The following is a 23,083-nucleotide window of genomic DNA, read 5'->3' as shown; positions in this document are numbered from 1 at the left end:
CGGACTCAAGTCACGTCAGGTTCGCCGAACCAACGTGACGCGGCCCTCAAGGCTCCCTCCCCGTCAGCGGCGCCCTCGCTGGCCCAGGCAACGAAACCGTCGGGGCGCACCAGTACGGCGCTCAAGCCCAGCCGATCCTTGGCCCCGCTCGCGACATAAGCGATCCGCCTGCGCCAACGGCTTGCAAGCGCGCGAAGCGGCGCGCGGGGGTCAAAGTCCAGGAACAGACCTTTTCCGGTCCTAAGCAGGTCGCCAATCTTCGTTCCGTCGGCCAGCTCGAAATCGGGAACGCTGCGGCCCACGATTGGGTGGTTGCCGCCGAGATCATAGCGCAGAGAGACGCCCCACACGCGCTCGGCGAAGTAGGTTGCGCCATCGCGAGTGTCGATGAGATCACGGATGATGGCTTCGAGAGCGCGCGTGCTTTGGGTCGGCCGCATGAGCGCGACCTGGGCGCGCGACCAGTCAAGGACCTGCGCACCCACCGAATGCCGTTCCCTCGAATAGGTGTCGAGCAGATCGGTCGGTGCATCGCCATGGACGGCGGCGGCGAGCTTCCATCCAAGGTTCATCGCGTCGCCCAGTCCGAGGTTGAGGCCCTGACCGCCCAAAGGCGAATGGATGTGCGCCGCATCGCCCGCAAGCAACACCCGCCCGTTGCGATATGTCGTCGCCCGGTAAGCACGATCCGTCCAGGTGGTGCCGAGCCTAAGATCGGTCATGGTGACGTCTGTGCCGGAAACGCGGCGCAGCACCGCCTGCACGTGCTCCAGCGTGAGCGGCAAGCTTCGGTGGAAAGCGCCGCCATCGAACTCGACCATCGCAATCGTCCCTGGCCGCGCAAAGGTATACATGCCTGTCTGGGTGTAGTGGCGGCCAAGGAGGAGCTTATCCGGATCAGCCATCTCGACTTCGACGGAATAGCCGGTGAACTCCGGCTCGGTGCCGACGAAGTCGAACCCGCCAGCCTTGCGCACCGTGCTGCGGCCGCCATCGCAACCGACGAGCCAGCGTCCGCGGAACGTTTCGCCGCCGGCGCGAATGGCCACATCGTTATCGGACTGATCGAACGCCTCGACACCGAGGCCGCGCCTGATCTCGACCCCCATGGCATTTGCGCGAGCGGCCAAGACGGCTTCGAGAGACTCCATCTCGACCGCGATGCTGGTGGCGGCCGGACTTGGCAGGCGATACCGCCACTTCGAGGTGTCGATGTTGTCGTGGTAGAACTGGATGCCGGCGAAATGGCCGGCCGGCCGGCGCGACAGTTGCATCCAGTGCGCGGCAGAAGCGTGGCTGCCACCCGGCCCATCTTTCACAAGCTGCGGCGCCGCGACATCGTTCAGCAATCCTCGACGGTAGAAGGCTTCGATGGTGGGCGCCGAGAGGCCGCGCATCCCGAACGGAAGCCGCTTGAGGGGCGAGCGCGGGTCCTCCGCCTGTTCCAGCACCAAAACCGAGAGATTGGCGAGGCGCAGCTCACAGGCGAGAAACAGGCCGACGGGGCCGGCGCCGGCAATCACGACATCGTAGAGAGAGGGGTTGTGCATGAACTGCTCCCTTTGTCGATGTTCGACCGGAGCGTTCCTCACGTTTGAGAACCACACGGACGAACAATTGGACGCCGGAGTGGCGTCCGATGTTCGTCGTAGGGATCTCATGCACGAGGCCAGAGACCAGAGCTTTCCTTACCGAAAGGACTTGGGCTTACCAAACCAAGTCTGCCTTTTCCGACACGAGGCTACATAGCGTTGCGGCTGTTGATTTGCAACGCACAGGGCTGCGACGGCAGCCAAAGGCCGTTTATCTCAGTCGGGAAAGCGGGGCCGGCTTTTACCGAAGCACGCGGCAGCGGCCGTTATAGACCATCCAGCGGTCGAAGCCCGAGACGCAGAACTCGACATTGTCGCCGATCGAGGCAAAGCCCTGGCCCTCCTCGATCAGGTAGAAGATCGAGCGGTCGCGGCCGTCCGACAGGCTGACGGTGGCGCGGCAATAGTGGCGGCCGATCGGCCATTCGTCGCTCGACGGCTGGTAGCGGTGCTGGCGGATGTTATGGAAATCGGTGATCGCCACATCCGGCAGGTGCGGCACGTTATGAACCTGATAATTGAAGCGGTCGGTGATCTTGCTCAGCACCCAGCTTTCGCCGCAGACGCTGCCATCATCCTCGGTGTAGACGGCCAAATCGGCGGCGTGCGCAGCCTGGGTGAAGCCAAGCGAAGTGCCAACGGGCGTCAGAAGCGAAACCAGTGCGGCAAGGGCGGAGTGGGCGAAGCGAGTCATGGCAGCCTCTCAAGGTCGGTTGCGCGCACTGTGCGGATTCGCTTGACGGCGGTCAAGCGGTTGTGAAGACAATGGTTTCCCAAATGATCGTTCCGCATGCCGCCCGGTTGTCAGACCGTTCCCGCCACCAGCAGACCGCCGACGACTGCGACATTGATCAGGAAGGCATTGCGCAGCACCTGCCGCTCCGGCTCCTCGCAGGCCCAGAAGCGCAGCAGCATGATGTTCGTCGCCAGCGTGAACAGAACCAGCGCGCCGGCGGCGAAAGGCACGGCAAAGCCGAGCGCCAGCATCAGGCCGGCGACGATCTCGAGCGCCGAGCCGGCGGCCAGCATGAGAGCGGGAGCCGGGAATTCCCGGCTCGCCAGATAGTCGCGCATCGCCTTGAATTTCAGGAAGTGCTCGATGCCGGCGAAAACGAACACCCCACCGATGAGAAACGCGCCTATCGCCTGAACGGTATCAATGGGCATGTCGGCCTCCCGCAGGCAGCTCAGTCTTTGGGAATGAATGCGGGGTTATAGACGACCTCCCAAAGATGATCGTCGGGATCCTGGAAGTAGCCGGCATAGCCGCCCCAGAAGGTTTTTTGCGCCGGCTTGGCCACGTGCGCGCCGGCCTTGACGGCCTCGGCCATCACCGCGTCGACCTCGGCCTCGCTCGCCACATTGTGGCCGATGGTGAACTCGGTCGGGCTGCGGCCGCTCTGCGGTACCGTGGCGTCGTGGGCGATGCTCGAGCGCTCGAAGATCGCGAATTTCAGGCCGCCGGCGAGCTCGAAGAAGGCGACGGCGCCATGCTCGAACTCGCGACCGATGATGCCTTCGGTCGGTAGGCCCAGGCCGTCGCGGTAAAATTTGAGCGACGCTTCGAGATCGTCGACGCCAAGGGTGCAGACGGTGATGCGAGCTTTCATTTCTCTCACTCCTTTCTATATTCGTGACCACATCCGGGGTACGAATGCGGTCTGATGGAAGCGCCTGAAGCGCCATAAAGCTGCATTCGGTTTTGCCACGGATGAAGCGGCCGGCATTGAAGATTTCGGCCAAAATGGCCGACGCGTCGATCCACCGGGGAATGCCGGAGCAGATCGGAGATAAGATGGAAGCGGTCCTGGCCCAGACCACTGGCTTCTTTCAGGAACGGCCCGCACCTGGTGGCCTTTCGAGAGCCTTCTCTGCGGTCTGGGTCCACCGCATGCAGGATGAGGACGTCCCGCCGATCGTCATCACGCCGGACGCGACCATCGACCTGCAATGGATCGACGGCCGGTTCCGCATCGCCGGGCCGGACAAGGAGCCGCAGATCGAGCGACCGCCGGCCGGGGCGGTGATCGTCGGCTTCCGATTCCGGCCGGGGGCTGCCGCCGGCTGGCTCGACGTGCCGGCCTGCGAGATCGTCGGCGGGCGGCTCGATCTCGGCGATATCTGGGGTACGCGCTCCCGGGAGCTGTCGGATCGTATCAAGTCCGCGCCGGACCTCACCGCCATGGTGCGGCAATTGGAAGAGACGGTCGGCATGCACACGGAAGGGCGCGATGCGCTCGACCCGCTGATGGGCAGAGCCTTCGTAGTCATCGACCAGGGTTTGCCGCCGGAAACGCCCTTGGTTCCTTTCCTGCAGCGCCACTTGCGTATGAGCGAGCGGACGCTGAGGCGCCGCTTCGAAGACGCCTTCGGCTACGGCCCGAAAACGCTCGACCGCATCCTGCGCTTCCATCGCTTCCGGCGCCTGTGCGAGAAAGCCGGAGATACCTCGACCGCCGTGCTTGCGATCGAAGCCGGCTATGCCGACCAGGCACATCTGATCCGCGAGAGCCGGCGGCTGACCGGCATGACGCCCTCGGCGTTGGCGGGCAGTGCCGCGCCGACGTCGCTTCGCGCTTACGAACTGGCAGGGCGCTTTGAATAGCCGTCCACAGTATTGGGGCAAACTGGTTATTGAATTAATTTACGATACGCTAGCCCCTGATGTTGCGAGATATCTTCGGGAGAACCGTCCTCCAGCAAATGTTAGGTGGCATCTAACGGAAAATCTCGACGTGAGACAGCTAGCCTCAAGATGCTATTAGATAGTTTGGCTCTCAAGATCATGCAGAACTATGGGAGAGTTTCGTAAGAAAGTCGTTCATCACTACGGGAAACAAGCAATGATTTTTAATGTCTATGATGGACACTAGCGGATCGAGTCTAACCCTTGGTTCTCGCGTTTGGCGGCGGTAAGGCTTTGAACGAGGCATAGGTCAGGTACAGTCCAAGGACCAACGTAATCGCGGCATAGACATAGAAAAGTCTTTCGAAACGAAACATCTCGAAATACGTCGCCAGCGCTTCCGGTGAAAGGAAGAGCAGGAGCAAGCCCCGGATCAGGATTGTCCATCCGATGAGGGTGACGACGACAGGCAGGATTCCGCCCGCCCAGACGTTGTGCCCGAGCACCATGCCGAGACCCGCAACCGTGGCAATCATGCCGATAAACAGGACCAGCGGTGGGTCCTGAATGAGCCTGGGCACGGTCGCGACAAACGACTGCTTGTGCATGAGCATGAACAGCGCGCTGAGAATAAAGAACAGGCCAATTAGTCTGCCGAGAAAAATCGTCCGAGGTAGCATGGTTGCCTCCTCAACTCACCCAGAGCCACGCGACGGCCATCTTACACCTCGGCTGGACTCACGTGTCTGATTTTCACCACGAGGGCTAAGCGCTACTCGCTGGCCAGCCAATCAAGCGTCCAACGCGACGGCTGCTCCACAACGAGCACCCTGTGCAGAGCCGGCAGCATCGCCCGCAATTCGCTCTCGAGCGTGAAGGGCGGGTTGACCACCACAAGGCCGCTGCCGTCGAGACTGGGCTCGCTCGAGGCCGGCCGGATGTCGAAGCCGATGTCGAGCAGTTTCGGGATGCCCGTCGCTTTCAGCGCCGCGCGGAAAGCGGCGACCGCCTTGCGGTCCTTGATCGGGTACCAGAGCGCGTAGATGCCGCCCGGCCAGCGCCGGTGCGCGCGGCGCAGGTTCTCGACCAGGCGCGGGAACTCACCCCCCTCCTCGAAGGGCGGATCGACGAGGACCAGACCGCGCTTCTCCTTCGGCGGCAGATGCGCGCCGAGCGCCAGCCAGCCATCGAGCTCGATCACCCTCGTCTGGAAGTCGCCGGCAAAAACGGCTTTGAGCCGCGCCGCGTCCTCGGAATGCAATTCGATCGCCGTCAGCCGGTCCTGCTTACGCAAGAGGTGGCGCACGATCAGCGGCGAGCCGGGATAGCGGCGGATGCCGCCATCGGGATTTTCCGCGCGCACCGCTTCCAGATAAGGCCGAAGGAGCGCTGCCGCCTGAGGCTCCAGCGTGGCCCCGAGCAGCCGGCCGATGCCGCCCTGCCATTCACCCGTCTTGCCGGCCTCGACCGAGGCGAGATCGTAGCGGCCGATGCCGGCATGGGTGTCGATGACCCGAAAGGCTTTGTCCTTCTGCTTGAGATACTCGACCAGCCGGCCGAGCACGGCGTGCTTGACGACATCGGCGAAATTGCCGGCGTGATAGGCGTGGCGATAATTCATGCCGGCCTCATTTTGGCGAACCGCCGCGACCCCAGCGCGGCGGTGGCGGCTGCGAGTTCGGGTTCTGCGGACGGCTTCCGCCGCGACCGAAGACCAGCGAAAGCATCAATCCGACCAACCCGACGCCCATCAGCGCGTAACCGGCCGGCCGCGCTCTCTCGTCGATCGAACCGGTGCCGGCGCGCAACACCAGATCGACGGCGCGCATGTCGATGCCGTCGGCATCGCCCGGGCCGACGGTGAAGACGTAAGGACCGGGCATGACCTCCTCGATCACGCCGGCCTCGTCGCGAAAGATCTTGTCGGGCAGTTGCGGGCTCACCTGACGTGGATTGTCGGTGTGGTTGAAGGAGAGCGTCGAGGCGAGCGCCGTGCGGCCGCCGCTCGCAGCGGTCAGCGTCAGCACCGTGCGCTGCGCCTGCGAAGCGACGCCTTCGGCTCGCGCGGTGAGGTCGACCAGCACGCGGACAGGCGCATCGCTTGCCGCGAGCTGAACCGTGGCCGGCCGGAAGCGGCCGCCCTCGTAGACGCGGTATGTGCCGATCGCGTGGCCGGAGAAATTGCTCATCGCCCAGGGGTAAAAGACGCCTACGGCGGCGCCGGCGATGAGAATAAGAACCGAGAGGAAGCGCATCGAAAGTCCTGGTTATTTCTTCGTCCGAGCACGGTCGCCGCCACCTTGCGCGGTTTCGCTTCGGGCAGCTTCGCGGACCCGCTCCATCTCGTCCAGAAACATCTCCAGGCCAAGCTCGAATGTCTTGTCGAAGCCGGCGGCGCCAAAATAGGCGCCGGCGGCCACGACGCTGGGATAATCGCGTGCCAGATCCTCGTGGCTGACCGTGGTGACCGCCGAGGGCCCCTTGGCGTAGCCAGCGGTCTCATCGAGGATCGCGCCCATCAGATAGTAGCCGGCGGCGCGGAACAGACGGGCGCTGAGCTCAGGCCCGAAGCCGCCGTCCTCGAACAGGCCGATGATGGCGTTCAGCTTGGCGAGGCAGGGCGGCGAGTTCATGCGGTAGACGACGATGAACGGCGCAAAGGCCGGATGCTCGGTCGCGACACGGCGGAATTCCTGCATGCCGATGCGGGCCCGCTCACGCCAGGGCAGGCTGTCATCGGGAACCACAAGCCCGCTCATCTGGCGGTCGACCAACGCCTCGTAAAGATGCGCCTGCGAGGGAAAGTGATGGTAGATGCTCATCGCCTCGCAGCCGAGCCTGGCGGCGAGCTTGCGCATCGAAAAGCCGGAGAGCCCTTCCCGTTCGATTACCTCGAAGGCGGCATCCTCGATCATCTCGCGGGACAGTTTTCCGCGGGCTCGGTTTTTTTTGCTCGGTGAGTCCATGGCGTCGCTTGACAACTTACACTGTAAGGCTCATCTTTCGCATTACCTTACATCGTAAGGCTGACAAAAACCAGAGGAGAGCACCGTGTCAGTCATTCGCATCGTCTCAACCGCCCATTCGTGCCTTCGTTTCGCCTCGCTGCTCGCCGTCATCGCGCTCACCGCGACCTTGACCACGCCGGCCAGCGCCGACGACTATGACGCCGCCATCAAGGACATCCAGTCGACCATGGGCGGCGTGCCTGGCTTCATCAAACAGTTCCCGAAAGCCGGTCTGCCCGGCGCGTGGGCCGAGGTCAAGGCCATCGAGCTCAGCGACAAGACGGCGCTGCCGCCGAAGGTGAAGTCGCTGATCTCGCTGGCGGTCGCGGCGCAGATCCCCTGCAATTACTGCATCTGGTCGGATACCGAGAACGCCAAGCGCGCCGGCGCTACCGACGAAGAGATCCAGGAGGCTGTCGCCCTGGCCGCCTTGACCCGCCACTGGAGCACCATCTTCAACGGCATGCAGGTCGACTTCGCCCAGTTCAAGAAAGAGATGGGCGGAGAATAGGATCGAGGCGGAAAAAAGCGCCGAAACCAACGGCATGGCCCGCGGGTTTTGCGGGCCATGAGCGTCTCGTGGGCACTGCGAGCGCCCGCGCCCCCGACCGGCAACCAACGAGTGTAACGGTCCCCTGCCCCCTCCGGCGCGCCTTGCCAGGCAGCAAAATTTCCAACCGATCGATCAGCTATCGCTAAAATTAACCAAGTTTGCCATAGTGTTTGCGGAGCGGGATTCCGGCTAGTGATTCGAAATAGGGCGTCTCACACGCCCAAGAGGATTTCTGATGCTCATGGCTCACGAAAAGCAAACCAGGCCTTCCTCCAACAACAAATTTCTCAGATCCGGAAAATTTCTCTATACATTTTTTGTCCTTGGCACGGCTCTAGCAATTTCCGGTTGTCAATACTTCAACTTTGGACAACCTTCGGCATTCAGCGCCTCTCAGAGCGGCAGCGCTGCCTTGATCAACTTGAAGCCAAATCGGGTTGTCCAGACAAGAACCTCGCCCGTCGCGGTCACCAGCGTGAGTGCCAACCCCTATTTTGGAAACGCCGCGCATATCTGCAGCCCGAGCGGCTTCGGACAGCAATCGCATTGCTTCCTGAGAGGCTCCGGACCGCTTTCATTCCAGAACATCTAGTGTTCGGCTGCCCATCGAAACAAAACGGCGAAGCTTGGCGCCCCCGGCGAGATCTCTTGTTAGCGCGTTTCTCTTTTATAACATGAGATCGGCCGCGCTTTTCATCTTCCAGCGCTGGCTGCCCTCCCCTGATGAGTGCCTACCCATAGCGTACGCGCGGCCGACACCGCAGCGTTACTTTGGACCGTCGAAACCCCGCATTCGCCGCGTTCCTGGTTAACCACTCACAAACAAGTGGGGTTAACAAAACGCTAATTTAGTTGACTACGCTGCCCACAGGTATATTTTTATATGCGTTGGGTGTGCAATTTGGGCGAGCAGTCCGCGGTGGTGGCAGCCATATTCGTGGATCGCGACTTAGGGGCGAAGGGACGCTGAGCGGCGAAAACAAGCCGTATAGCAAGAGCTCCGCGAACTCAGAAAAAAACACATCGGTGGTGGCGATTCCGTGCGAGCGGAAATCGTCGTCGTGTTTTCCTGACGTGGTGAGGCGATTTGCCTTGCCGCGATGGGATGGTGTTCGCGGCGCGTATGAGGAAGCCATGAGTAGGGTCAAGGTTCTGAAGCTCGACACGGGGGGACGTCGCAGGGGGGGCAATTATGATCGAGGCCGCGCCCTGGTTGCCGGAGGAGCCGGATTTCTAGGGTCGCATCTTTGCGAAAGGCTTCTCTCCGACGGACATGAGGTCATCGCGCTCGACAATTTCCACACCGGCAAGGGGTACAACCTAGCCGGAATTGCGCGAGACGGGTCCTTCACCTGCATCAGGCACGACATCATCGATGCGCTGCCCACGGATCTTGCCGTCGACGAGATCTACAATCTCGCCTGCCCTGCTTCTCCGCCGCATTATCAGGCTGATCCGATCCACACGTTCAAGACCAGCGTGCTCGGCTCGATCAACCTTCTGGAGCTCGCCAGACGCCACAACGCCAAGATCTTCCAGGCCTCGACTTCGGAAGTCTATGGCGACCCGCTGGTGCATCCGCAGCCGGAAGGTTACTTCGGCAACGTCAACACGCACGGCCCGCGCTCCTGCTACGATGAGGGCAAGCGGTCGGCCGAGACGCTGTTCTTCGATTACTCGCGCACATACGGCATCGATGTTCGCGTCGCGCGCATCTTCAACACCTATGGCCCGCGCATGCAGCCCGACGACGGCCGCGTGGTGTCGAACTTCATCGTCCAGGCGCTGCGCGGCGACGACATCACCGTCTATGGCAGCGGCTCGCAGACGCGCTCCTTCTGCTTCGTCGACGACCTGATCGAAGGCTTCGTGCGCCTGATGAACGCCGCAGTGCCCCCCCAGCACCCGGTCAATCTCGGCAACCCCGTCGAGTTCACCATCATGGAATTGGCCGAGTCGGTCATCGACTATACGAATTCACGCTCGCGTATCGTGCACCGGCCGCTGCCGGTGGACGACCCCCGGCAGCGTAAGCCCGATATCTCCTTTGCCAGGCAGCATCTCGGCTGGGAGCCGAAGGTTGCGCTGAGCGAGGGGCTCGCCCACCCCACGTCTTATTTCGACGCCCTTCTGGGCGGCCGCCGGTTTGTCGCCCCGCGCGCCGTCCAGGCATCTTCCGCCAGGGAGGCAACGGCATGACGACCCGCCGCCCCGTTCTGGTGACGGGTGGTGCCGGCTTCATCGGCAGCCACACCTGCAAGCTGCTCTCGGCGGCGGGCTACCTGCCGGTGGTCTACGACAATTTGAGCCGCGGCAACGAGAACGCCGTCGCCTGGGGTCCGCTGGTCGTCGGCGACATCCGCGACCGCGAGGCGCTGCAGCGGGCGATCGACGGCCACCAGCCGCGGGCGATCGTCCACTTCGCCGCCCTCGCCTATGTCGGCGAGTCGGTCAGCGAACCGGCGGACTATTACTCGACCAATGTCGGCGGCACCATCGCGGTGCTGGACGCCGCGCGGGCAAACGGCATCGACAAGGTGATCTTTTCCTCGAGCTGCGCGACCTACGGGGTGCCCGAGGCGCTGCCGGTCAGTGAAGCCTCCTCGCAGAAACCGATCAGCCCCTATGGCCGCAGCAAGCTGATGGGCGAAGAGATCATCAAGGACTGCGCCGCGGCCTATGGCATGAAATATGCGATCCTTCGCTACTTCAACGCCTGCGGCGCCGATCCCGAAGGCGAGCTTGGCGAATGGCATACGCCCGAAACCCACCTCATTCCGAGGGTGCTGATGGCGGCGTCCGGCCTGATCGAGGCGATCGAGGTGTTCGGGACCGACTACGCGACGGCAGACGGCACCTGCGTGCGCGACTACATCCATGTCAGCGACCTCGCCCGCGCGCATCTCATGGCATTGATGCATCTCGAGGCGGGCCGCGCCAGCCTGTCGGTCAATCTCGGCACCGGCCGGGGCATCTCGATCAAGGAGATCCTCGAGGCCGTCGGCCGCATCACGGCCCGGCCGGTCCCGGTCGCCTACAAACCGCGCCGGCCGGGCGATCCGGCCGGACTGTTCGCCGATCCCAGCCTCGCACGCGAGCAGTTGGGCTTCGTGGCGGAACTTTCCGATATCGACACCATCGTCAGGACAGCCGCGCCCTTCTTCGGGCTGCAGCCGGCCCTGAAGCCGAAGGCTTTCAACGCGTCCGCCACCGTCTCGCGCGCAAAGCGCGCGCCGCGCGGCACGAACGCCGCTGAAAAACGCCAGCCCGCAAGGCTGGCTGTCGTCCCCGTAAGTACTGTGTCGGGGCGTGGGCTCGCTGAGCTGGGTTGAGGGCTTGTCTCAGCGAGCCTCTTCTATTCGGGCGCAAGCCGAAGCGGTTAGGCTTTCTATCGGATTGCCGACCCGCTCCAGGTGTCGGCTCCTACCCCTTGCTGTCGACCAGCTTGCGGGTTTCGTCGAACTGCGCGCCCTTGGTGTTGCCGGCCTGGAATTTTTTATGCTCGTCGGCGGGATCGTCCTTGGCGTGCTTGAAATCGTACCACTCGCCGTCCGGATCCTTGCGCTGCTCGATGTTGCCGCTCTCTATACGGTGGCTGTAGCAGGTGCGCTGCGGCTTGGTGGTGTAGGTCTTGGATCTCCAGGCAAGCTCCATGCACATCTTGCCGGTGTCGGTCAACAGCCAGCGGCCTTCGGCGACGGCGGGCTTGTCCTGACCGGCCGTCCAAGCCTGCAGCCGCCGGTCGAGACCGAAATAGGCCGCACCGTTCTTCCAGTTCCAGGTGCGGTCGGCGTAAAGAAGCTGCAATTCGAAGGCCGTCGGCGCGATTTCGGGCTTGGCGGCGGCTTCGACGGTGGGCGCGTTGTTCGCCGCGCCGGCGGTGCCGGAAAAAGCAAGCTGACCGCAAACTACCATGAGGGACACGAGCCAGCCGCGGCTGGCGAACCGGCGCTGTCCCCTGCCCGGCTCCGATCGGGATATGGTTTTCACTGTCGTTCCGATGCGCGATCGCATGTCAATAGCCCCCTCTCGAACCCCAAGCCAACCGGGTCGAGTAACCATGATGTGGAAGATGTTTCTTCGGGCTTTCCGCGGTCCGTCACGATGCCCGGGCGCCGTCTGCCCGATGGCGGCACGGTGAGCGCCCTTGAAGCCATTAACAGCCCAGCAAGGCGCTATGTCAACAGAGTCCAGACCCAAGTGATCGTGACAAGCCGTTATTTAACCATGGGTATTACAATCTTGTGATATTTTTACAGTTACTGGCGATCACGTGCCACAATAGCTGCGGCGGGAGGGAGCGGCTCAAGATGACCGGCAACACGGAAACGGCTGATGTCGCAGGCGTGGCGCTGCCTCGCCGGCGAGGCATGCCCGGCGTGCGTATCGAGGTCCATACGCTGATTTTGCTGGCCATCCTGCTGGTGGCCGCAATCGCCCGTTTCCACAACATCACCCAGCCGCTCGTCGACGCTTTCAGCTGGCGCGAGACGAGCACCGCGATGATGGCCGACAACTTCCAGCGGAACAGCTGGAACATCTTCTTTCCCGAGGTGAGCTGGACCGGCCCCGGGCCGAGCTACCAGGGGCGGGAATTCCAGATCGTCAGCTATCTCACCGCCCTGCTCTACCAGCTCTTCGGCTGGCACGACTGGTTCGGCCGGATGGTCGCGGCGACGTTCGGCATGGTGACGGTGTTCTCGTTGCACAGGCTGACCGCGCTCTGCTGGGACGAGGCACACGCGCACGCGGCCGCCCTTGCCTATGCGCTGATGCCCGGCCCGGCGATGATCGACAGCTCGTTCCTGCCCGACCCCTCGATGCTGGCGCTGGTCACGTTCGGCGTGTGGCTGTTTGCCAGATATTGGGCCGGAGGCAAGGCATGGCTGCTGCCGCTGGCTACGGCGAGCTTCACGCTGGGGGCGCTCGCAAAGCCGCCCGGGCTGGCCGCCGGCGCCGTCATCTTCTACCTGATGGTGTGCTGGATCCTCGAACGGCGATACAAGCGGGCGGCCCGGGTGCTTGTCAGCGGACTGATCAGCCTCGCCGTCATCGCCGCCTATTTCAGCTGGGCGATCTATCTCGGGCGCTCCTACCCGCCATACCATGTGGCCGGCAGCGGCTATATCTGGGATTCCGGCTTCTGGACGTTCTTCAGGAACAACTTCTACTTCAAGTCGGTGTGGAACACGTCCGTCTGGTGGTTCTACGGCTATCCGTTCATGGCGCTGATCGCCATCGGTTTCTGGATGCCGCCGAGGCCTGCTCAATCTGGCGAGCGCGTGCTTGCGGGCGTGCCCTATGTCTGGCTTGCCGCGGCGACAATCGTCTACCTCGCGGCGGCGCGCGAGATCACCAGCAATCCATGGAACTATCACATCTTCCATGTGCCGTTCGCGATGTTCTGCGGCCGCGGCGCGCTGGTGCTGGCCACGCTCGGCACCGGCGCCGCGCTCACCCCGGCGGTCGTGCTGCGCTCGATCTGCATCGCGGCGCTGGCGCTCGTGCTTTCAACCTTCCCGCTGCTCAAGACGATGAAGGCGCCGGTCGCCATGAACGGCAAGCTGCTTGGCGAGGAGCTGGCGCGCCTGGTCCGGCCGGGCGAACTTGTCGTCGCCATCGCGCCGGAGGTCGGGGATCCCGTGGCGGTCTATTACAGCCGCGCGCGCGGCTGGGTGTTCCCGCCCGGCGGCGGCGATGTCGAATGGTCGAAATTCGTCGAGAACGACGCTGTCGCGATCGCCCAGCTCGAAGAGTTGCGCGCCCAGGGCGCGGATTATTTCGGCACCGCCAAGGAAGCGGCCGACAAGGAGGACCGGCTATTCATCGAGCACCATGACGGGGTGATCGACTACCTCGACAGGACCGGAACCAAGCTTGTGGATTCGGACAAGCTGCTGGTCTATAGGATCACCCGCCCGTGATGGAGCCGCGGTTTGAGACCGCACGCCACGGGCGGGCGCGGCGCGGCCTTTTGCCGGCGGCCGGCGGGCCGCCGGAACGTAGCGGGCGACGCCATCGGAGACTTGGTTGAAGCGAGCATTCTCGATAATCGTCACCCTAGCGCTGCTGGCATGGCTTGCTGGTGACTCGCGCTGGAAGATGGTGGGCGACGCCTTCGCCAGCATCACGCCCGGCGCCTTTGCCGCGGTGACGCTGGCGCTGTTCGTCACGTATGTGCTGCGCGCGCTGCGCGTCTGCGACGAATTCCGCGACGAGGTGAACGGCCGCTTCGGCGCCTGCCTGCGCGTCATCCTGGTCCACAACGCCATGATCAACGTGGTGCCGTTCCGCGGCGGCGAAACCGCCTTCCCGATCCTGTTGCGCCAGGTGTTCGGCATTTCCATCGTGCGCGCCAGCGCTTCGCTTTTGTGGTTCAGGCTGCAGGATGCCTTCGTGGTCGGCGTGCTTGCCTGCCTGGTCTGGCCAGGCCTGCATCCGGCGCTCAGGGCAGCGGGCATCGCGGCGCTGATTGCCGCCGCCTGGTACCTGCCGCGCTGGGCGCGCGCGCCGCATGACTGGTCCGGGCGCGGCAGGATCGTGTCGAAGCTCGGCAAGCTGCGCGACATCTTCACCGAAGCCACGGGGCGTTCCCGTTACGGCTGGTGGTGGACGGTGGCCAACTGGACGCTCAAGCTTGCCGTGCAGGGGTGGCTGCTCGCCATGCTGCTCGGCACCTCCTTCCAGACCGCCTTTCCCGGCGCCGTCGGAGCCGAGGCCGCCGCCATCCTTCCGGTGCAGGGCGTCGCCGGTTTCGGCACCTACGAGGCGGGCGCCGCGGCGGCACTGCTCTATTCCGGCATCGCCATGAAGGACGGCTTGCAGGCAGCGCTTGCGCTGCACCTCTTCATCCTCTGCTCGGCCGTCGCCACCGGTGCGATCGCCTGGCTGTTTCCCTCGAAATCGACGCTGCCGGACAGGCCGGCCACGGGGCCCGCAAGGAAATGACCGCCATGAACGTGCTTCCCATTCCTGTCTCGGGACTGCCCGAGGGCGCCGTCATGCCCGAGCACAAGCTTTCCATCGTCATTCCGATGTACAACGAAGCCGACAATGTCGAGCCGCTGATCGTGCGCATCCACCAGGCGATGGAGAATTACAGCCAGCCCTGGGAAGTCGTGCTGGTGGACGACGGCAGCACCGACGCCACGCCGAACGAAATCCGCAGGCTCGCGGCTGAGTACGGACCGCATGTGCATGGCGTGGAGCTGGTGCGCAACTTCAAGCAGACCGCGGCCATGCAGGCAGGCCTCGACGCCGCCCGCGGCGACGTCATCGCGACGCTCGACGGCGACCTGCAGAACGATCCGTTCGACATTCCGCGCATGGTCTATCGCCTGCTGACCGAGGACCTCGACCTCGTCGCCGGCTGGCGCAAGAACCGCCAGGAAGGTTTCTGGATGCGCCGGCTGCCGTCCCGCATCGCCAACTCGCTGATCGCGCGCGTCACCGGCGTGCGGCTGAAGGACTATGGCTGCAGCCTGAAGGTCTTCCGCGGCAGCGTCATCCGCAGCGTGCGCCTCTATGGCGAAATGCACCGCTTCATCCCTGCCTGGCTGGCGACGGTGACGACGCCGCGCCGCATCGCCCAGGAGGTGGTGACGCATCACGCCCGCATCCACGGCCAGTCGAAATACGGCATCTCGCGCACCTTCCGCGTGGTGCTCGACCTCGTCTTCATGTTCTTCTTCATGCGCTACCGCACCAGGCCCGGCCATTTCTTCGGCGGCATCGGCATCGTGCTCGGCGTGCTGGGCTCGCTGGTGCTGGCCTATCTGTTCGGCCTGAAGGTGTTCTTCGGACAGGACATCGGAACGCGCCCGATGCTGTTCACCGGCTTCTTCCTGGTCATCGCCGGCCTGCAGATGGTGACGTCGGGCGTGCTCGCCGAGATGCTGTCGCGCGTCTATCTCGAGGCGAATGTCTCACTCGCCTATGTGGCGCGCCCGCAGCCCGCGCATGGCGAAGGCGATGGCTGGCGCTGGCCGAGCCCGCCGGCGGAAGCCAAGAAAGCCCCGCGACGGAAATGATCCCGCCGCTGTCCTCATTCGAGGCCCGCGCATGACCACCCTCGTGACCGGAGCCGCCGGCTTCATTGGCAGCCATGAAGGCGGCCGGCTCGCCGGCCGAACGGATTTTCGTTCCATCAGTTCGACATAGGCGAGCCGGGCGCTGGCGGCCAAGCTAAAGGGAACGCCTGTGTCGGTTCAGCGCGCGCGGCAGGCAGAGCGCTGGCCAAAGCCGCTCGGCCCGCAAATCCAGGGCGAGTGGCCGAGCAGCGGCCCAACGCTGCCAAGGCTGTAGGACACCTTGACCGACGCCGGCGTGCGGATGCGCTGCGGCCGCACGAAGGCTGCATAGGCCTCTTCCCTGACGCGCGTCACGCTGGTCGTCTGCGTCAACGGCTTGCGATGATGGGCCCGGTAGAGCCGCTTCGTCTTGACGTAATGGACCTTCTTGCCGAGCGCGTTCGCCATTGGCTTGTTGCCGGCGATCGAGCCGGTCTTGCCCGCATCCATGCTCTGGCAACCGGACACCATCGAGACCAGCGCAATAGCGACAAAGACGCGGGCATGTTTCTTGGCGAGCACCGCTGCGCCATCCATGAATTTCTTCATTGTCGTCCCCTGCCGTGAAATAATTCTCTGGAGCGCTGGAATATACTTTTTCTCTGCTTCTTTCCGCGCCCTGCAAGCGGCCTATCGCCACTTACTTCATGCGAGCAATATTAGAGGAGACTTATTAAAATTCATGCAAACGACACGATGAGCGCCGTCTTTCCGCGCTCGATCGATTATTATTAAAATTTGAATCTTTCTGGCGACCGCCGGCAGCCGGTCGCTGGCCAGGACTTCAGTTCAGGCGTGCACGTGGAAGGCCTAGAGCGGTTCACTGTTTCACGGAAACGGCGAACCGCTCTATCTTTTTGTTTTTTGCGCAATTCCGGACGGAAAACCGTTACACACTTTTCCTGGAATTGCTCTAGCGCGGGGTTTCCCAGCCCGGGTCGAAGTAGAATTTGCGCGAACCGATGTCGCCCATGCCGGCGCCTGAAATCACATAGGCGATCCTGACGATGCGGAAGCCGCCGGCACCCTGCTGCAGCCCATAGATGCCCTCCAGTCCGCGATCGTAGAAGCCCGCGACCGGCACACCGAGCGCGAGCAGCGCGAGCGAAGCGTGCAATGCGAATTTCGTGGCATTGGTGCGCAGCGATATCCTGTTCTCCGAAATGTGCTTGGCGATGATGACCACGACGAGCAGGCCGTAGAGGAAGGCATTGAAGGCGGCGAACCAATAGAAACCGGTGGCGTCGAAGGGGTGCTTGACGAGCAGCACCGGCAGGGCCGCCCCGATCGCCAGGACGACGTAGGGCACAAATACCCGCGCGGGCAAAAGGTGCTTCGGACCGCTGCCTTTAGGGGTGACGCGGAAATCGACAAAGGATTTCGTCACATAGTCGCGGATCGCCGACAGCGTCCCCCACAACACCCAAGGCCAACGGGCGAAAAAGAGGAACAGCGTACCCTCCCAGCTCAGCGTCTTGGCGGTCAGGGGCCGAGACAGGCCGAAAGCCTTGAGCATCATCACCAGCCCGACCAGTGCCACCGAATTGGGCAGGTAATAGAAGATGAAGTCGGCGTACATGACGTTGGCGAAGTTGCGTCCCGTGGACAGCGCATAGATCGGCATGACGTACATCATCAGCGCAAACAGCGCGAATAGCGGGTACCAGAGCTGGCAAAACAGAAACTGGAACTTCAGCCGCGGCGGCAGCTTGTGAAAGTATTGCGGCGTGTATTCGAGCAGGATCGTCACCAGGCTTCGCGACCACTGGAATTCCTGCGTGACGAGATCCGCGAAAGTCTGAGGGCCGTCACCATGGGCTATGGCGTCGATGGCGTGCACGCCGCGCCAGCCCGCGGCATTGATCAGCATGGATGTGGAATGATCCTCGGCGAGTTCCGGGCCAAGTCCGCCGGACTCGCGCAGCGCTTTCGTCCTGACGGCGTAGTGCGAACCGATGCAGAGCGGCGCGCCGCGTCCGGTATGGCCGGATTGCAGGGGGCCGTGGAACATGCCTTCCGGGAACAGGCGGCCGCGCGCCGCCCAGCTTTCGTCGGCGTTGTTGTCGCAGATGCTGGGTGCTGAAACATAGCCGACGGAAGGATCGGCGAAAGGATAGAGGATTTCCCGCAGATAGCTCGGCGACGGCACGTGATCGGCATCCATTTGCGCGACGAAATCGTAGCGTTCGTAACCGTAGTGATCGTAGAAGAAAGCGAGATTGCCTTCCTTGCAGCGGGTCCTGCGCGGCCAGGTCTTGCGATGGTAGTCCTCGCGACCGCGCCGCGTCGAAACCAGCACGCCATGCGCATCGCACCAGCGAATTGTCTCCTCGGCCGGATCCTCGTCGGCCAGCCAGGTGTCGTGCGGATAATCCTGCGCCAGCATCGCCTCCAGCGTGCGCTGAACGACGGCGAACGGCTCGGACGGCGCCTTGGTGACCACCATGGCGACGCGCGAGCGCTTGGGGATGGTGTGCAGCTTCGAGGATTTCCGCGAGGCATGAACGTTGAGCAGGAAATACATCGGCATCAGCGTCAGCCAGGCTAGCACGAGGGTGGCAAAGGCATAGGGTCCGATGTGCTCGATGTGTTGCGGCCGCAGCCACCAGGACCAGAAGAAGAAAAGCGTGACAATCCAGAATGCGAGGCCGAGCCGAAGGATCGATTGCTGCCTGGACGATAGAACAGGCAGCAGATAAGCGCCTTTCCGGCCAAAGCCGGCGTTGGCCCCGCCCGACTGACCCGCACGCCCCTTGCTGCCGCCGACAATGCCGGCACCCACCGAAACGCTCATACTACCCGCCGCCGCTTCCGCTCCCGCCCTTGCGGCCGAAAGCGTTCAGATCCCACGGCAGAATCAGCATCTCCTAATGGAGAGTCAACAGAATTAAGCTTGCGTTAACCAAGCTTCTTGAGAACTGGTTAACCTCAGTCTCACCCCCGGCGGCCCCTTGCGGGCTTGGTGCGCCGGTCCAAGGTCTCCGACGAGCGCGGTGTCTGACCAACGACGGCTCTATCACAACCATGGCGTTAACCATGTCGTGCCGATATGGTTAAGTAACGGTTAATTGCACTTGACTCTGGCCCAGCATAGGCTCTTATATCAGGAAGGGTTAATATCGTAATGTTGACGCGAATTTGTGAGTATCGCGGCGACAGTCTCCCGGGCTCCAAGGTATAGGCGCCCCGAGGGATGATCTGATGGGCAGCCTCACGCCAAAAGTGTGCCGGTCCCAGTCGCTCAGAAAAACCGCAGATCACGTCGGCTGACCGATTGTCTGGGTTTAGCGTGCCGATTCCTGTCGGCACACTGTGGCGAGCTTCAACGTCCTATGTTGAAGCTATGGGAGGTCGGGTATGAAATACTCCGCAGCAACCGCACTTTTTTCAGTGCTCATCGTCGGCGGCAGCCTGGCCTTGCCGGCTTCGGCAGGATCGCCCGTGGGAACGGACCCGGTGCAGACGAGTTCGGCCGCGTCGGCATTCGGCTCCTATGATCCCTATGGCGACTTCAGCAACGACAAATCGGCCACCATCGAAGAGCTCTTCCTGCCTTGGGAAGACGTCGATCTCTCGACGCTGCCGCTGGCCGACGCCTATGCTCTGCAGCGCGGGCGCTCGCTGCTGATCACCATCGAACCATGGACCTGGTCGAAGGACTGGCGCATCACGCCGCCGGAACTGCGCAACGGCATCCTGGGCGGCAAATATGACGCCAACATGCAGGCCATCTGCAACCTGGTCGGACAGATGAAGAGCCCGGTGACGATCCGCTGGGCGCAGGAAATGGAAGACACCAACGGCCGCTTCACCTGGGCCAACTGGGCGCCGAAGGACTGGATCGCCGCCTACAAGCGCGAGGTCGATGTCTGCCGCAAGGCCGCGCCCGCGGCCAAATACATGTGGTCGCCCAAGGGGATGGAAGGCCTGGAGAAATACTATCCCGGCGATGACTATGTGGACGTCATCGGCCTGTCGGTGTTCGGCCTGCAGAAGAAGGACAACGATGAAGCCGGTCGCGACCGGACCTTTGCCGAGGCCCTGAAGCCCGGCTACGACCGTGTCGCGAAATTCAACAAGCCGGTGATCGTGGCCGAGCTCGGCTATGTCGGAAAGCAGGACTATGTGACGAAGTGGGCGGAAGAAACCCGCAAGTCCTATGCGGAGTTCCCGGCCCTGACCTCGGTGGTCTACTTCAACCAGAAGGAGACGTGGCCGTGGCTGAACGGCTATGGGCTGCCCGACTGGCGGGTGACCCAGCACGTCCTGCCGTAAGGCCGCAGAGACCGTGCCCGTTCCGGCACCTCCGGGACGGGCTCCAGCTTCAAGTTCAAGAGTGACAAACTCCAAAGCCCGGCTTTGGAGGCGGGTCTAGGCGTGGCGTAAATCAGTTGGCGGAGTAAAGGCGTGAAACGGGTGTTGTATAAATTTGTCGGAGCGGTGCTTGCCTGCTCCGTTTTTGCTGTCGGCTCGCAGGCCCCTGCGATGGCCAAGGCCGCGGACAAGGTCGACGCCCAGGCGTCAAAGGCCGCCGTCGTCTCCGACGGGGGCGTCTACCAGCTATATCAAAACCACTCGTGGCTATGGGGCAAGAACGGCGCCGCCTTTTTTGCGGTGAAGCAGCGGCAGCTCGACGCCTGGACCTCCGACAAGGGCAAGCCGGGCTATGGCGACGGCATATGGTTCATTCCGGGCGGCGGCAAGCTCTGCTATCGCGCGACGTGGTACGGCACATGGGGATCGAAGAAGTCCATGGCCTGCTTCGAGCACCGCCAGGCGGGCAAGGTCGTTTATCAACGCAAGTTGCCTGACGGCGAGTGGTATACATTCAAGGATCGGCACGGCAAGTCGAAGCTGCGCTACGGCGATTATGCAAGCGGCAAGATGAAACGCATCAAGGCGAAGCTGTAGTCCACCGCAGCAACACCGAAACGCTGGGCTTACGTCGCGGCGCGCCATGCGCCCGGCGACAAGCCCTTGATCGTCTTGAACACCCTGGTGAGATGGCTCTGGTCGGCGAAGCCGGTCGCGGCGGCGATCTCGGCCAGCGGCATGTCGGTCTTGATCAGCGTCGAGGCGGCGCGGATGCGGCGGTCGCGCAGATATTGTCCGGGCGTCATGCCGGCGGCGCGGTGGAAGTCGCGGATGACCTGCGGGGAGGGGGGTGCCCCCCGCCGCAGCAGCCAATCGAGCGAGGTCGAAGCAGGCCGCAAGGTCCTCGGCGATCAGTTCGCCATAGAGGCGGAAGCGCCGCGCCGTTTTCCCGCCGCCCGACGCGCGGTCGCGGCGCTTGCCGTCGCCGAAGCGGCTCACCAGTTCGCGCAGCACCGCCAGCATCGCCGCTTCCTGTTCCAGCGCCTGTCCTGCCAGGCGATGCGCCCGCACGAAGGCCCGCGCCAGATCGGCCGCGAGCACAATGCCTTCGCCGAACATCGGCAATCCCGGCAGTTCCAGATCCTCGGCGATCTCGGCCATCAGCACGGCATCGGGATAGCAGGTGCGGTAGGCCCAGCCGGCGGCAACGCCTTTCTCACCGTCATGCGGCTCTTCCGGATTGACGATGATGATCGAGCCCGCCGGCGCCAGATGCTGGCGGCGGCCGATGCGCAGCTTCTCGACGCCGGCCACCACGACGCCGAACACCCAGGTTGGATGGGTGTGCAGCGCATAGGCATGGTCGCGATAGCGGGCGGCGAGCATTTCGAGACCGCCCAGGCCTTCATGCTGCGTCAGCCTTGCCGCTTCGCGTTCCGTTTGCTCGCTGGCGTCGCTCATGAAGGCAGCCTTTCGCGAAACCGCCCTGCCCGTCAATCCCGTTCAAGACGCCAGCCGACGACGCAGGCTAGATCGGCACATTCGAACACGGAGACGGACAATGCGGAAGAACGACAGGATAGCGGCCATCGTGCCCGAGGTGATCGGCTGGCGGCAAGCGATCCACGCCAATCCGGAACTCGGCTTCGCAGAGCATGAGACAGCAGCGTTCGTCGCGGCGAAGCTCAAAGAATTCGGCCTGACCGTCCACACCGATGTCAGTGCCACCGCGCTTGTCGCGACGCTGACCAGAGGCGCGGGCGGCAAGGCGATCGCGCTGCGTGCCGAACTGGACGCGCTGCCGATCAAGGAAGCAACGGGCCTGGCCTATGCCTCACGCAAGGACGGTGTCATGCATGCCTGCGGCCACGACGGCCACACCGCGATGCTGCTCGGGGCGGCTAAGCTGCTGGCCGAAAGCGAGAGCTTCGACGGCACGGTGGTGTTCGTCTTCCAGCCGGCCGAGGAGGTGCTTGGCGGCGGCAAGAAGATGATCGAGGACGGGCTGCTGAAGCGCTTCCCGGTCGAGCAGGTCTTCGCCGTCCATAACTGGCCAGGTTTTCCGGAAGGCCATATCGGCGTGCGCACCGGGCCGCAGATGGCGGCCGTCGACGATTTCGAGATCGTCTTTCGCGGCAGCGGCTGCCACGCGGCGATGCCGCATCTGGGCGACGATCCGCTGCTTGCGGCGGCAAGCTTCGTCACCGCGATCCAGCGGCTGGTCTCCCGCAGCATCGATCCGCTGTCGCCGGCGGTGTTGTCGGTGACGCAGATCCATGGCGGCCGCTTCAACAATTTCGTGCCGGGCGAGGTCAAGGTCGAAGGCACCTGCCGCTTCTACGACCGCGCGCTTTCCGACCACTGCGCGGACGAAATCGAGCGCGTAGCGCAAGCCACCGCCGCGATGCACGGCGCCAGCGCCGAACTCACCTACAAGCTCGGCTATCCACCGGTGGTGAACCCGCCAAACGGCGCGGCGCTCGCGGCCTTGGCGGGCGCGGACACGGTCGGTGCGAAACGCGTCGCGACGGAGTTCCAGCCCAGCATGGGCTGCGAGGATTTCGCCTTCCTGCTGCAAGGCGTCGGCGACGGCGCCTATGTATGGATCGGCGCCGGCGATGTCGGCCCGGGCGCGGGACTGCATGGCGACCGCTTCGTCTTCAACGACGCCATCGTCCCAATCGGCATCCGCTTCTTCCTCAATGTCGTCCAGCGCGCGCTGCCGGTTGGCGGGAGGTAGCGCAATTGCCAAGTCCGCCGATTTCGCGCAACGGTCTTCGCGACGGAAACGATCGCGAGACCTGATGCCGGGGGCTGACAAGACCGTGCTGATCACCGGAGCGCGGGCGCCGGTGGCGTTGCATCTGGCGCGCCTGCTCGACGGCGCTGGCCGCCGGGTGATCCTGGCCGACACGCCGGCG

The 23,083-nt window shown here is 63.5% G+C and carries 23 protein-coding genes and 1 pseudogene; 11 read left to right on the top strand and 13 right to left on the bottom strand.

Annotated features, from left to right (window positions below; all coding sequences use genetic code 11):
- Positions 1-5: 5 nt before the first annotated feature.
- From DH10_RS25190 to DH10_RS25175, 4 genes are all read right to left on the bottom strand, one after another.
- Complete coding sequence (locus DH10_RS25190; protein WP_192256378.1) at positions 6-1,550, bottom strand: FAD-dependent monooxygenase; 1,545 nt, start codon at positions 1,548-1,550, stop codon at positions 6-8.
- Positions 1,551-1,833: 283 nt separating this feature from the next.
- On the bottom strand, positions 1,834-2,286 hold the full coding sequence (locus tag DH10_RS25185) for a hypothetical protein (RefSeq protein ID WP_192256380.1): 453 nt from the start codon (positions 2,284-2,286) through the stop codon (positions 1,834-1,836).
- Between the two features lie 110 nt (positions 2,287-2,396).
- On the bottom strand, positions 2,397-2,759 hold the full coding sequence (locus DH10_RS25180) for a DoxX family protein (protein ID WP_192256382.1): 363 nt from the start codon (positions 2,757-2,759) through the stop codon (positions 2,397-2,399).
- Between the two features lie 20 nt (positions 2,760-2,779).
- Entirely contained in the window at positions 2,780-3,202 is a 423-nt protein-coding gene (locus tag DH10_RS25175) for a VOC family protein (protein WP_192256384.1), read from the bottom strand.
- Positions 3,203-3,387: 185 nt separating this feature from the next.
- Here DH10_RS25175 and DH10_RS25170 point away from each other — a divergent pair, with 185 nt between their 5' ends.
- Complete coding sequence (locus DH10_RS25170) at positions 3,388-4,197, top strand: helix-turn-helix domain-containing protein (RefSeq protein WP_192256386.1); 810 nt, start codon at positions 3,388-3,390, stop codon at positions 4,195-4,197.
- On the top strand, positions 4,145-4,357 hold the full coding sequence (locus tag DH10_RS38310) for a P63C domain-containing protein (RefSeq protein ID WP_376774924.1): 213 nt from the start codon (positions 4,145-4,147) through the stop codon (positions 4,355-4,357). Before DH10_RS25170 ends, DH10_RS38310 begins: the two co-directional genes overlap by 53 nt.
- A gap of 118 nt (positions 4,358-4,475) precedes the next feature.
- Here DH10_RS38310 and DH10_RS25160 read toward each other — a convergent pair whose 3' ends face one another.
- The 4 genes from DH10_RS25160 to DH10_RS25145 all read right to left on the bottom strand — a co-directional run bounded on the left by DH10_RS25160 (position 4,476) and on the right by DH10_RS25145 (position 7,133).
- Positions 4,476-4,898 (bottom strand): hypothetical protein, encoded by a 423-nt coding sequence (locus DH10_RS25160; protein ID WP_192256388.1) that lies wholly within the window; start codon positions 4,896-4,898, stop codon positions 4,476-4,478.
- Between the two features lie 92 nt (positions 4,899-4,990).
- On the bottom strand, positions 4,991-5,839 hold the full coding sequence (locus tag DH10_RS25155) for a 23S rRNA (adenine(2030)-N(6))-methyltransferase RlmJ (RefSeq protein WP_192256390.1): 849 nt from the start codon (positions 5,837-5,839) through the stop codon (positions 4,991-4,993).
- Positions 5,840-5,846: 7 nt separating this feature from the next.
- Positions 5,847-6,473 carry a hypothetical protein gene (locus tag DH10_RS25150; protein WP_192256392.1) on the bottom strand — a complete coding sequence of 209 codons (627 nt, stop codon included), beginning with the start codon at positions 6,471-6,473 and terminating at the stop codon, positions 5,847-5,849.
- Positions 6,474-6,485: 12 nt separating this feature from the next.
- Positions 6,486-7,133, bottom strand: a complete 648-nt coding sequence (locus tag DH10_RS25145) for a TetR/AcrR family transcriptional regulator (RefSeq protein WP_246506568.1) — start codon at positions 7,131-7,133, stop codon at positions 6,486-6,488.
- A gap of 136 nt (positions 7,134-7,269) precedes the next feature.
- Here DH10_RS25145 and DH10_RS25140 point away from each other — a divergent pair, with 136 nt between their 5' ends.
- From DH10_RS25140 to galE, 3 genes are all read left to right on the top strand, one after another.
- Complete coding sequence (locus DH10_RS25140; protein WP_192256396.1) at positions 7,270-7,737, top strand: carboxymuconolactone decarboxylase family protein; 468 nt, start codon at positions 7,270-7,272, stop codon at positions 7,735-7,737.
- Positions 7,738-8,913: 1,176 nt separating this feature from the next.
- Positions 8,914-9,978 carry a UDP-glucuronic acid decarboxylase family protein gene (locus DH10_RS25135; RefSeq protein ID WP_192385482.1) on the top strand — a complete coding sequence of 355 codons (1,065 nt, stop codon included), beginning with the start codon at positions 8,914-8,916 and terminating at the stop codon, positions 9,976-9,978.
- Entirely contained in the window at positions 9,975-11,111 is a 1,137-nt protein-coding gene (gene galE / locus DH10_RS25130) for a UDP-glucose 4-epimerase GalE (protein ID WP_192256402.1), read from the top strand. The genes DH10_RS25135 and galE overlap by 4 nt, the downstream gene beginning before the upstream one ends.
- 91 nt (positions 11,112-11,202) lie before the next feature.
- Here the strand turns inward: galE and DH10_RS25125 are convergent, their stop codons facing one another.
- The gene (locus DH10_RS25125; RefSeq protein ID WP_246506572.1) at positions 11,203-11,694 is read right to left on the bottom strand and encodes a DUF995 domain-containing protein; all 492 of its coding nucleotides are present in this window, start codon (positions 11,692-11,694) and stop codon (positions 11,203-11,205) included.
- Positions 11,695-12,149: 455 nt separating this feature from the next.
- On the opposite strand from DH10_RS25125, the gene DH10_RS25120 reads away from it, so the two are divergent.
- The 3 genes from DH10_RS25120 (at position 12,150) to DH10_RS25110 (ending at position 15,809) form a co-directional block, all read left to right on the top strand.
- On the top strand, positions 12,150-13,703 hold the full coding sequence (locus DH10_RS25120) for an ArnT family glycosyltransferase (protein ID WP_246506574.1): 1,554 nt from the start codon (positions 12,150-12,152) through the stop codon (positions 13,701-13,703).
- Positions 13,704-13,809: 106 nt separating this feature from the next.
- Positions 13,810-14,727, top strand: a complete 918-nt coding sequence (locus DH10_RS25115) for a lysylphosphatidylglycerol synthase domain-containing protein (RefSeq protein ID WP_192256414.1) — start codon at positions 13,810-13,812, stop codon at positions 14,725-14,727.
- Between the two features lie 5 nt (positions 14,728-14,732).
- Entirely contained in the window at positions 14,733-15,809 is a 1,077-nt protein-coding gene (locus tag DH10_RS25110) for a glycosyltransferase family 2 protein (protein ID WP_192256416.1), read from the top strand.
- Positions 15,810-15,986: 177 nt separating this feature from the next.
- Here DH10_RS25110 and DH10_RS25105 read toward each other — a convergent pair whose 3' ends face one another.
- Positions 15,987-16,397, bottom strand: a complete 411-nt coding sequence (locus DH10_RS25105) for a hypothetical protein (protein WP_192256418.1) — start codon at positions 16,395-16,397, stop codon at positions 15,987-15,989.
- Between the two features lie 364 nt (positions 16,398-16,761).
- Positions 16,762-18,642, bottom strand: coding sequence for a glycosyltransferase family 2 protein (locus tag DH10_RS25100; protein ID WP_192385481.1), 1,881 nt, complete (start codon positions 18,640-18,642; stop codon positions 16,762-16,764).
- Positions 18,643-19,205: 563 nt separating this feature from the next.
- On the opposite strand from DH10_RS25100, the gene DH10_RS25095 reads away from it, so the two are divergent.
- Positions 19,206-20,123: a glycoside hydrolase family 26 protein gene (locus DH10_RS25095; protein WP_192256422.1), complete on the top strand. Its 918-nt coding sequence runs from the start codon at positions 19,206-19,208 to the stop codon at positions 20,121-20,123.
- A 210-nt stretch (positions 20,124-20,333) separates the two neighbouring features.
- On the top strand, positions 20,334-20,759 hold the full coding sequence (locus DH10_RS25090; protein WP_210325334.1) for a DUF995 domain-containing protein: 426 nt from the start codon (positions 20,334-20,336) through the stop codon (positions 20,757-20,759).
- A 29-nt stretch (positions 20,760-20,788) separates the two neighbouring features.
- Here DH10_RS25090 and DH10_RS25085 read toward each other — a convergent pair whose 3' ends face one another.
- Both DH10_RS25085 and DH10_RS38305 read right to left on the bottom strand, forming a co-directional pair.
- Positions 20,789-20,968: a helix-turn-helix transcriptional regulator gene (locus DH10_RS25085; RefSeq protein WP_192385480.1), complete on the bottom strand. Its 180-nt coding sequence runs from the start codon at positions 20,966-20,968 to the stop codon at positions 20,789-20,791.
- Between the two features lie 274 nt (positions 20,969-21,242).
- Positions 21,243-21,548, bottom strand: a pseudogene (locus DH10_RS38305) (AraC family ligand binding domain-containing protein); the annotation flags it as partial.
- 175 nt (positions 21,549-21,723) lie between these two features.
- Between DH10_RS38305 and DH10_RS25075 the strand changes: the two are divergent.
- On the top strand, positions 21,724-22,902 hold the full coding sequence (locus DH10_RS25075; protein ID WP_192256428.1) for an amidohydrolase: 1,179 nt from the start codon (positions 21,724-21,726) through the stop codon (positions 22,900-22,902).
- The last annotated feature ends 181 nt before the right edge of the window (positions 22,903-23,083 follow it).

This window comes from Mesorhizobium silamurunense (assembly GCF_014843825.1).
Classification (GTDB): Bacteria; Pseudomonadota; Alphaproteobacteria; order Rhizobiales; family Rhizobiaceae; genus Mesorhizobium; species Mesorhizobium silamurunense.
The sequence above is the reverse complement of the archived record's forward strand: the minus strand, read 5'-3'. Positions and strand labels throughout refer to the sequence as shown.

What these genes read in the sequence shown, in the direction of transcription:
- DH10_RS25190 (WP_192256378.1), bottom strand. Translation starts at nt 1,550, where the DNA reads ATGCACAACCCCTCTCTCTACGATGTCGTGATTGCCGGCGCCGGCCCC.
- DH10_RS25185 (WP_192256380.1), bottom strand. Translation starts at nt 2,286, where the DNA reads ATGACTCGCTTCGCCCACTCCGCCCTTGCCGCACTGGTTTCGCTTCTG.
- DH10_RS25180 (WP_192256382.1), bottom strand. Translation starts at nt 2,759, where the DNA reads ATGCCCATTGATACCGTTCAGGCGATAGGCGCGTTTCTCATCGGTGGG.
- DH10_RS25175 (WP_192256384.1), bottom strand. Translation starts at nt 3,202, where the DNA reads ATGAAAGCTCGCATCACCGTCTGCACCCTTGGCGTCGACGATCTCGAA.
- DH10_RS25170 (WP_192256386.1), top strand. Translation starts at nt 3,388, where the DNA reads ATGGAAGCGGTCCTGGCCCAGACCACTGGCTTCTTTCAGGAACGGCCC.
- DH10_RS25160 (WP_192256388.1), bottom strand. Translation starts at nt 4,898, where the DNA reads ATGCTACCTCGGACGATTTTTCTCGGCAGACTAATTGGCCTGTTCTTT.
- DH10_RS25155 (WP_192256390.1), bottom strand. Translation starts at nt 5,839, where the DNA reads ATGAATTATCGCCACGCCTATCACGCCGGCAATTTCGCCGATGTCGTC.
- DH10_RS25150 (WP_192256392.1), bottom strand. Translation starts at nt 6,473, where the DNA reads ATGCGCTTCCTCTCGGTTCTTATTCTCATCGCCGGCGCCGCCGTAGGC.
- DH10_RS25145 (WP_246506568.1), bottom strand. Translation starts at nt 7,133, where the DNA reads ATGATCGAGGATGCCGCCTTCGAGGTAATCGAACGGGAAGGGCTCTCC.
- DH10_RS25135 (WP_192385482.1), top strand. Translation starts at nt 8,914, where the DNA reads ATGAGTAGGGTCAAGGTTCTGAAGCTCGACACGGGGGGACGTCGCAGG.
- galE (WP_192256402.1), top strand. Translation starts at nt 9,975, where the DNA reads ATGACGACCCGCCGCCCCGTTCTGGTGACGGGTGGTGCCGGCTTCATC.
- DH10_RS25125 (WP_246506572.1), bottom strand. Translation starts at nt 11,694, where the DNA reads ATGGTAGTTTGCGGTCAGCTTGCTTTTTCCGGCACCGCCGGCGCGGCG.
- DH10_RS25120 (WP_246506574.1), top strand. Translation starts at nt 12,150, where the DNA reads ATGCCCGGCGTGCGTATCGAGGTCCATACGCTGATTTTGCTGGCCATC.
- DH10_RS25110 (WP_192256416.1), top strand. Translation starts at nt 14,733, where the DNA reads ATGAACGTGCTTCCCATTCCTGTCTCGGGACTGCCCGAGGGCGCCGTC.
- DH10_RS25105 (WP_192256418.1), bottom strand. Translation starts at nt 16,397, where the DNA reads ATGAAGAAATTCATGGATGGCGCAGCGGTGCTCGCCAAGAAACATGCC.
- DH10_RS25100 (WP_192385481.1), bottom strand. Translation starts at nt 18,642, where the DNA reads ATGAGCGTTTCGGTGGGTGCCGGCATTGTCGGCGGCAGCAAGGGGCGT.
- DH10_RS25095 (WP_192256422.1), top strand. Translation starts at nt 19,206, where the DNA reads ATGAAATACTCCGCAGCAACCGCACTTTTTTCAGTGCTCATCGTCGGC.
- DH10_RS25090 (WP_210325334.1), top strand. Translation starts at nt 20,334, where the DNA reads ATGGCCAAGGCCGCGGACAAGGTCGACGCCCAGGCGTCAAAGGCCGCC.
- DH10_RS25085 (WP_192385480.1), bottom strand. Translation starts at nt 20,968, where the DNA reads ATGACGCCCGGACAATATCTGCGCGACCGCCGCATCCGCGCCGCCTCG.
- DH10_RS25075 (WP_192256428.1), top strand. Translation starts at nt 21,724, where the DNA reads ATGCGGAAGAACGACAGGATAGCGGCCATCGTGCCCGAGGTGATCGGC.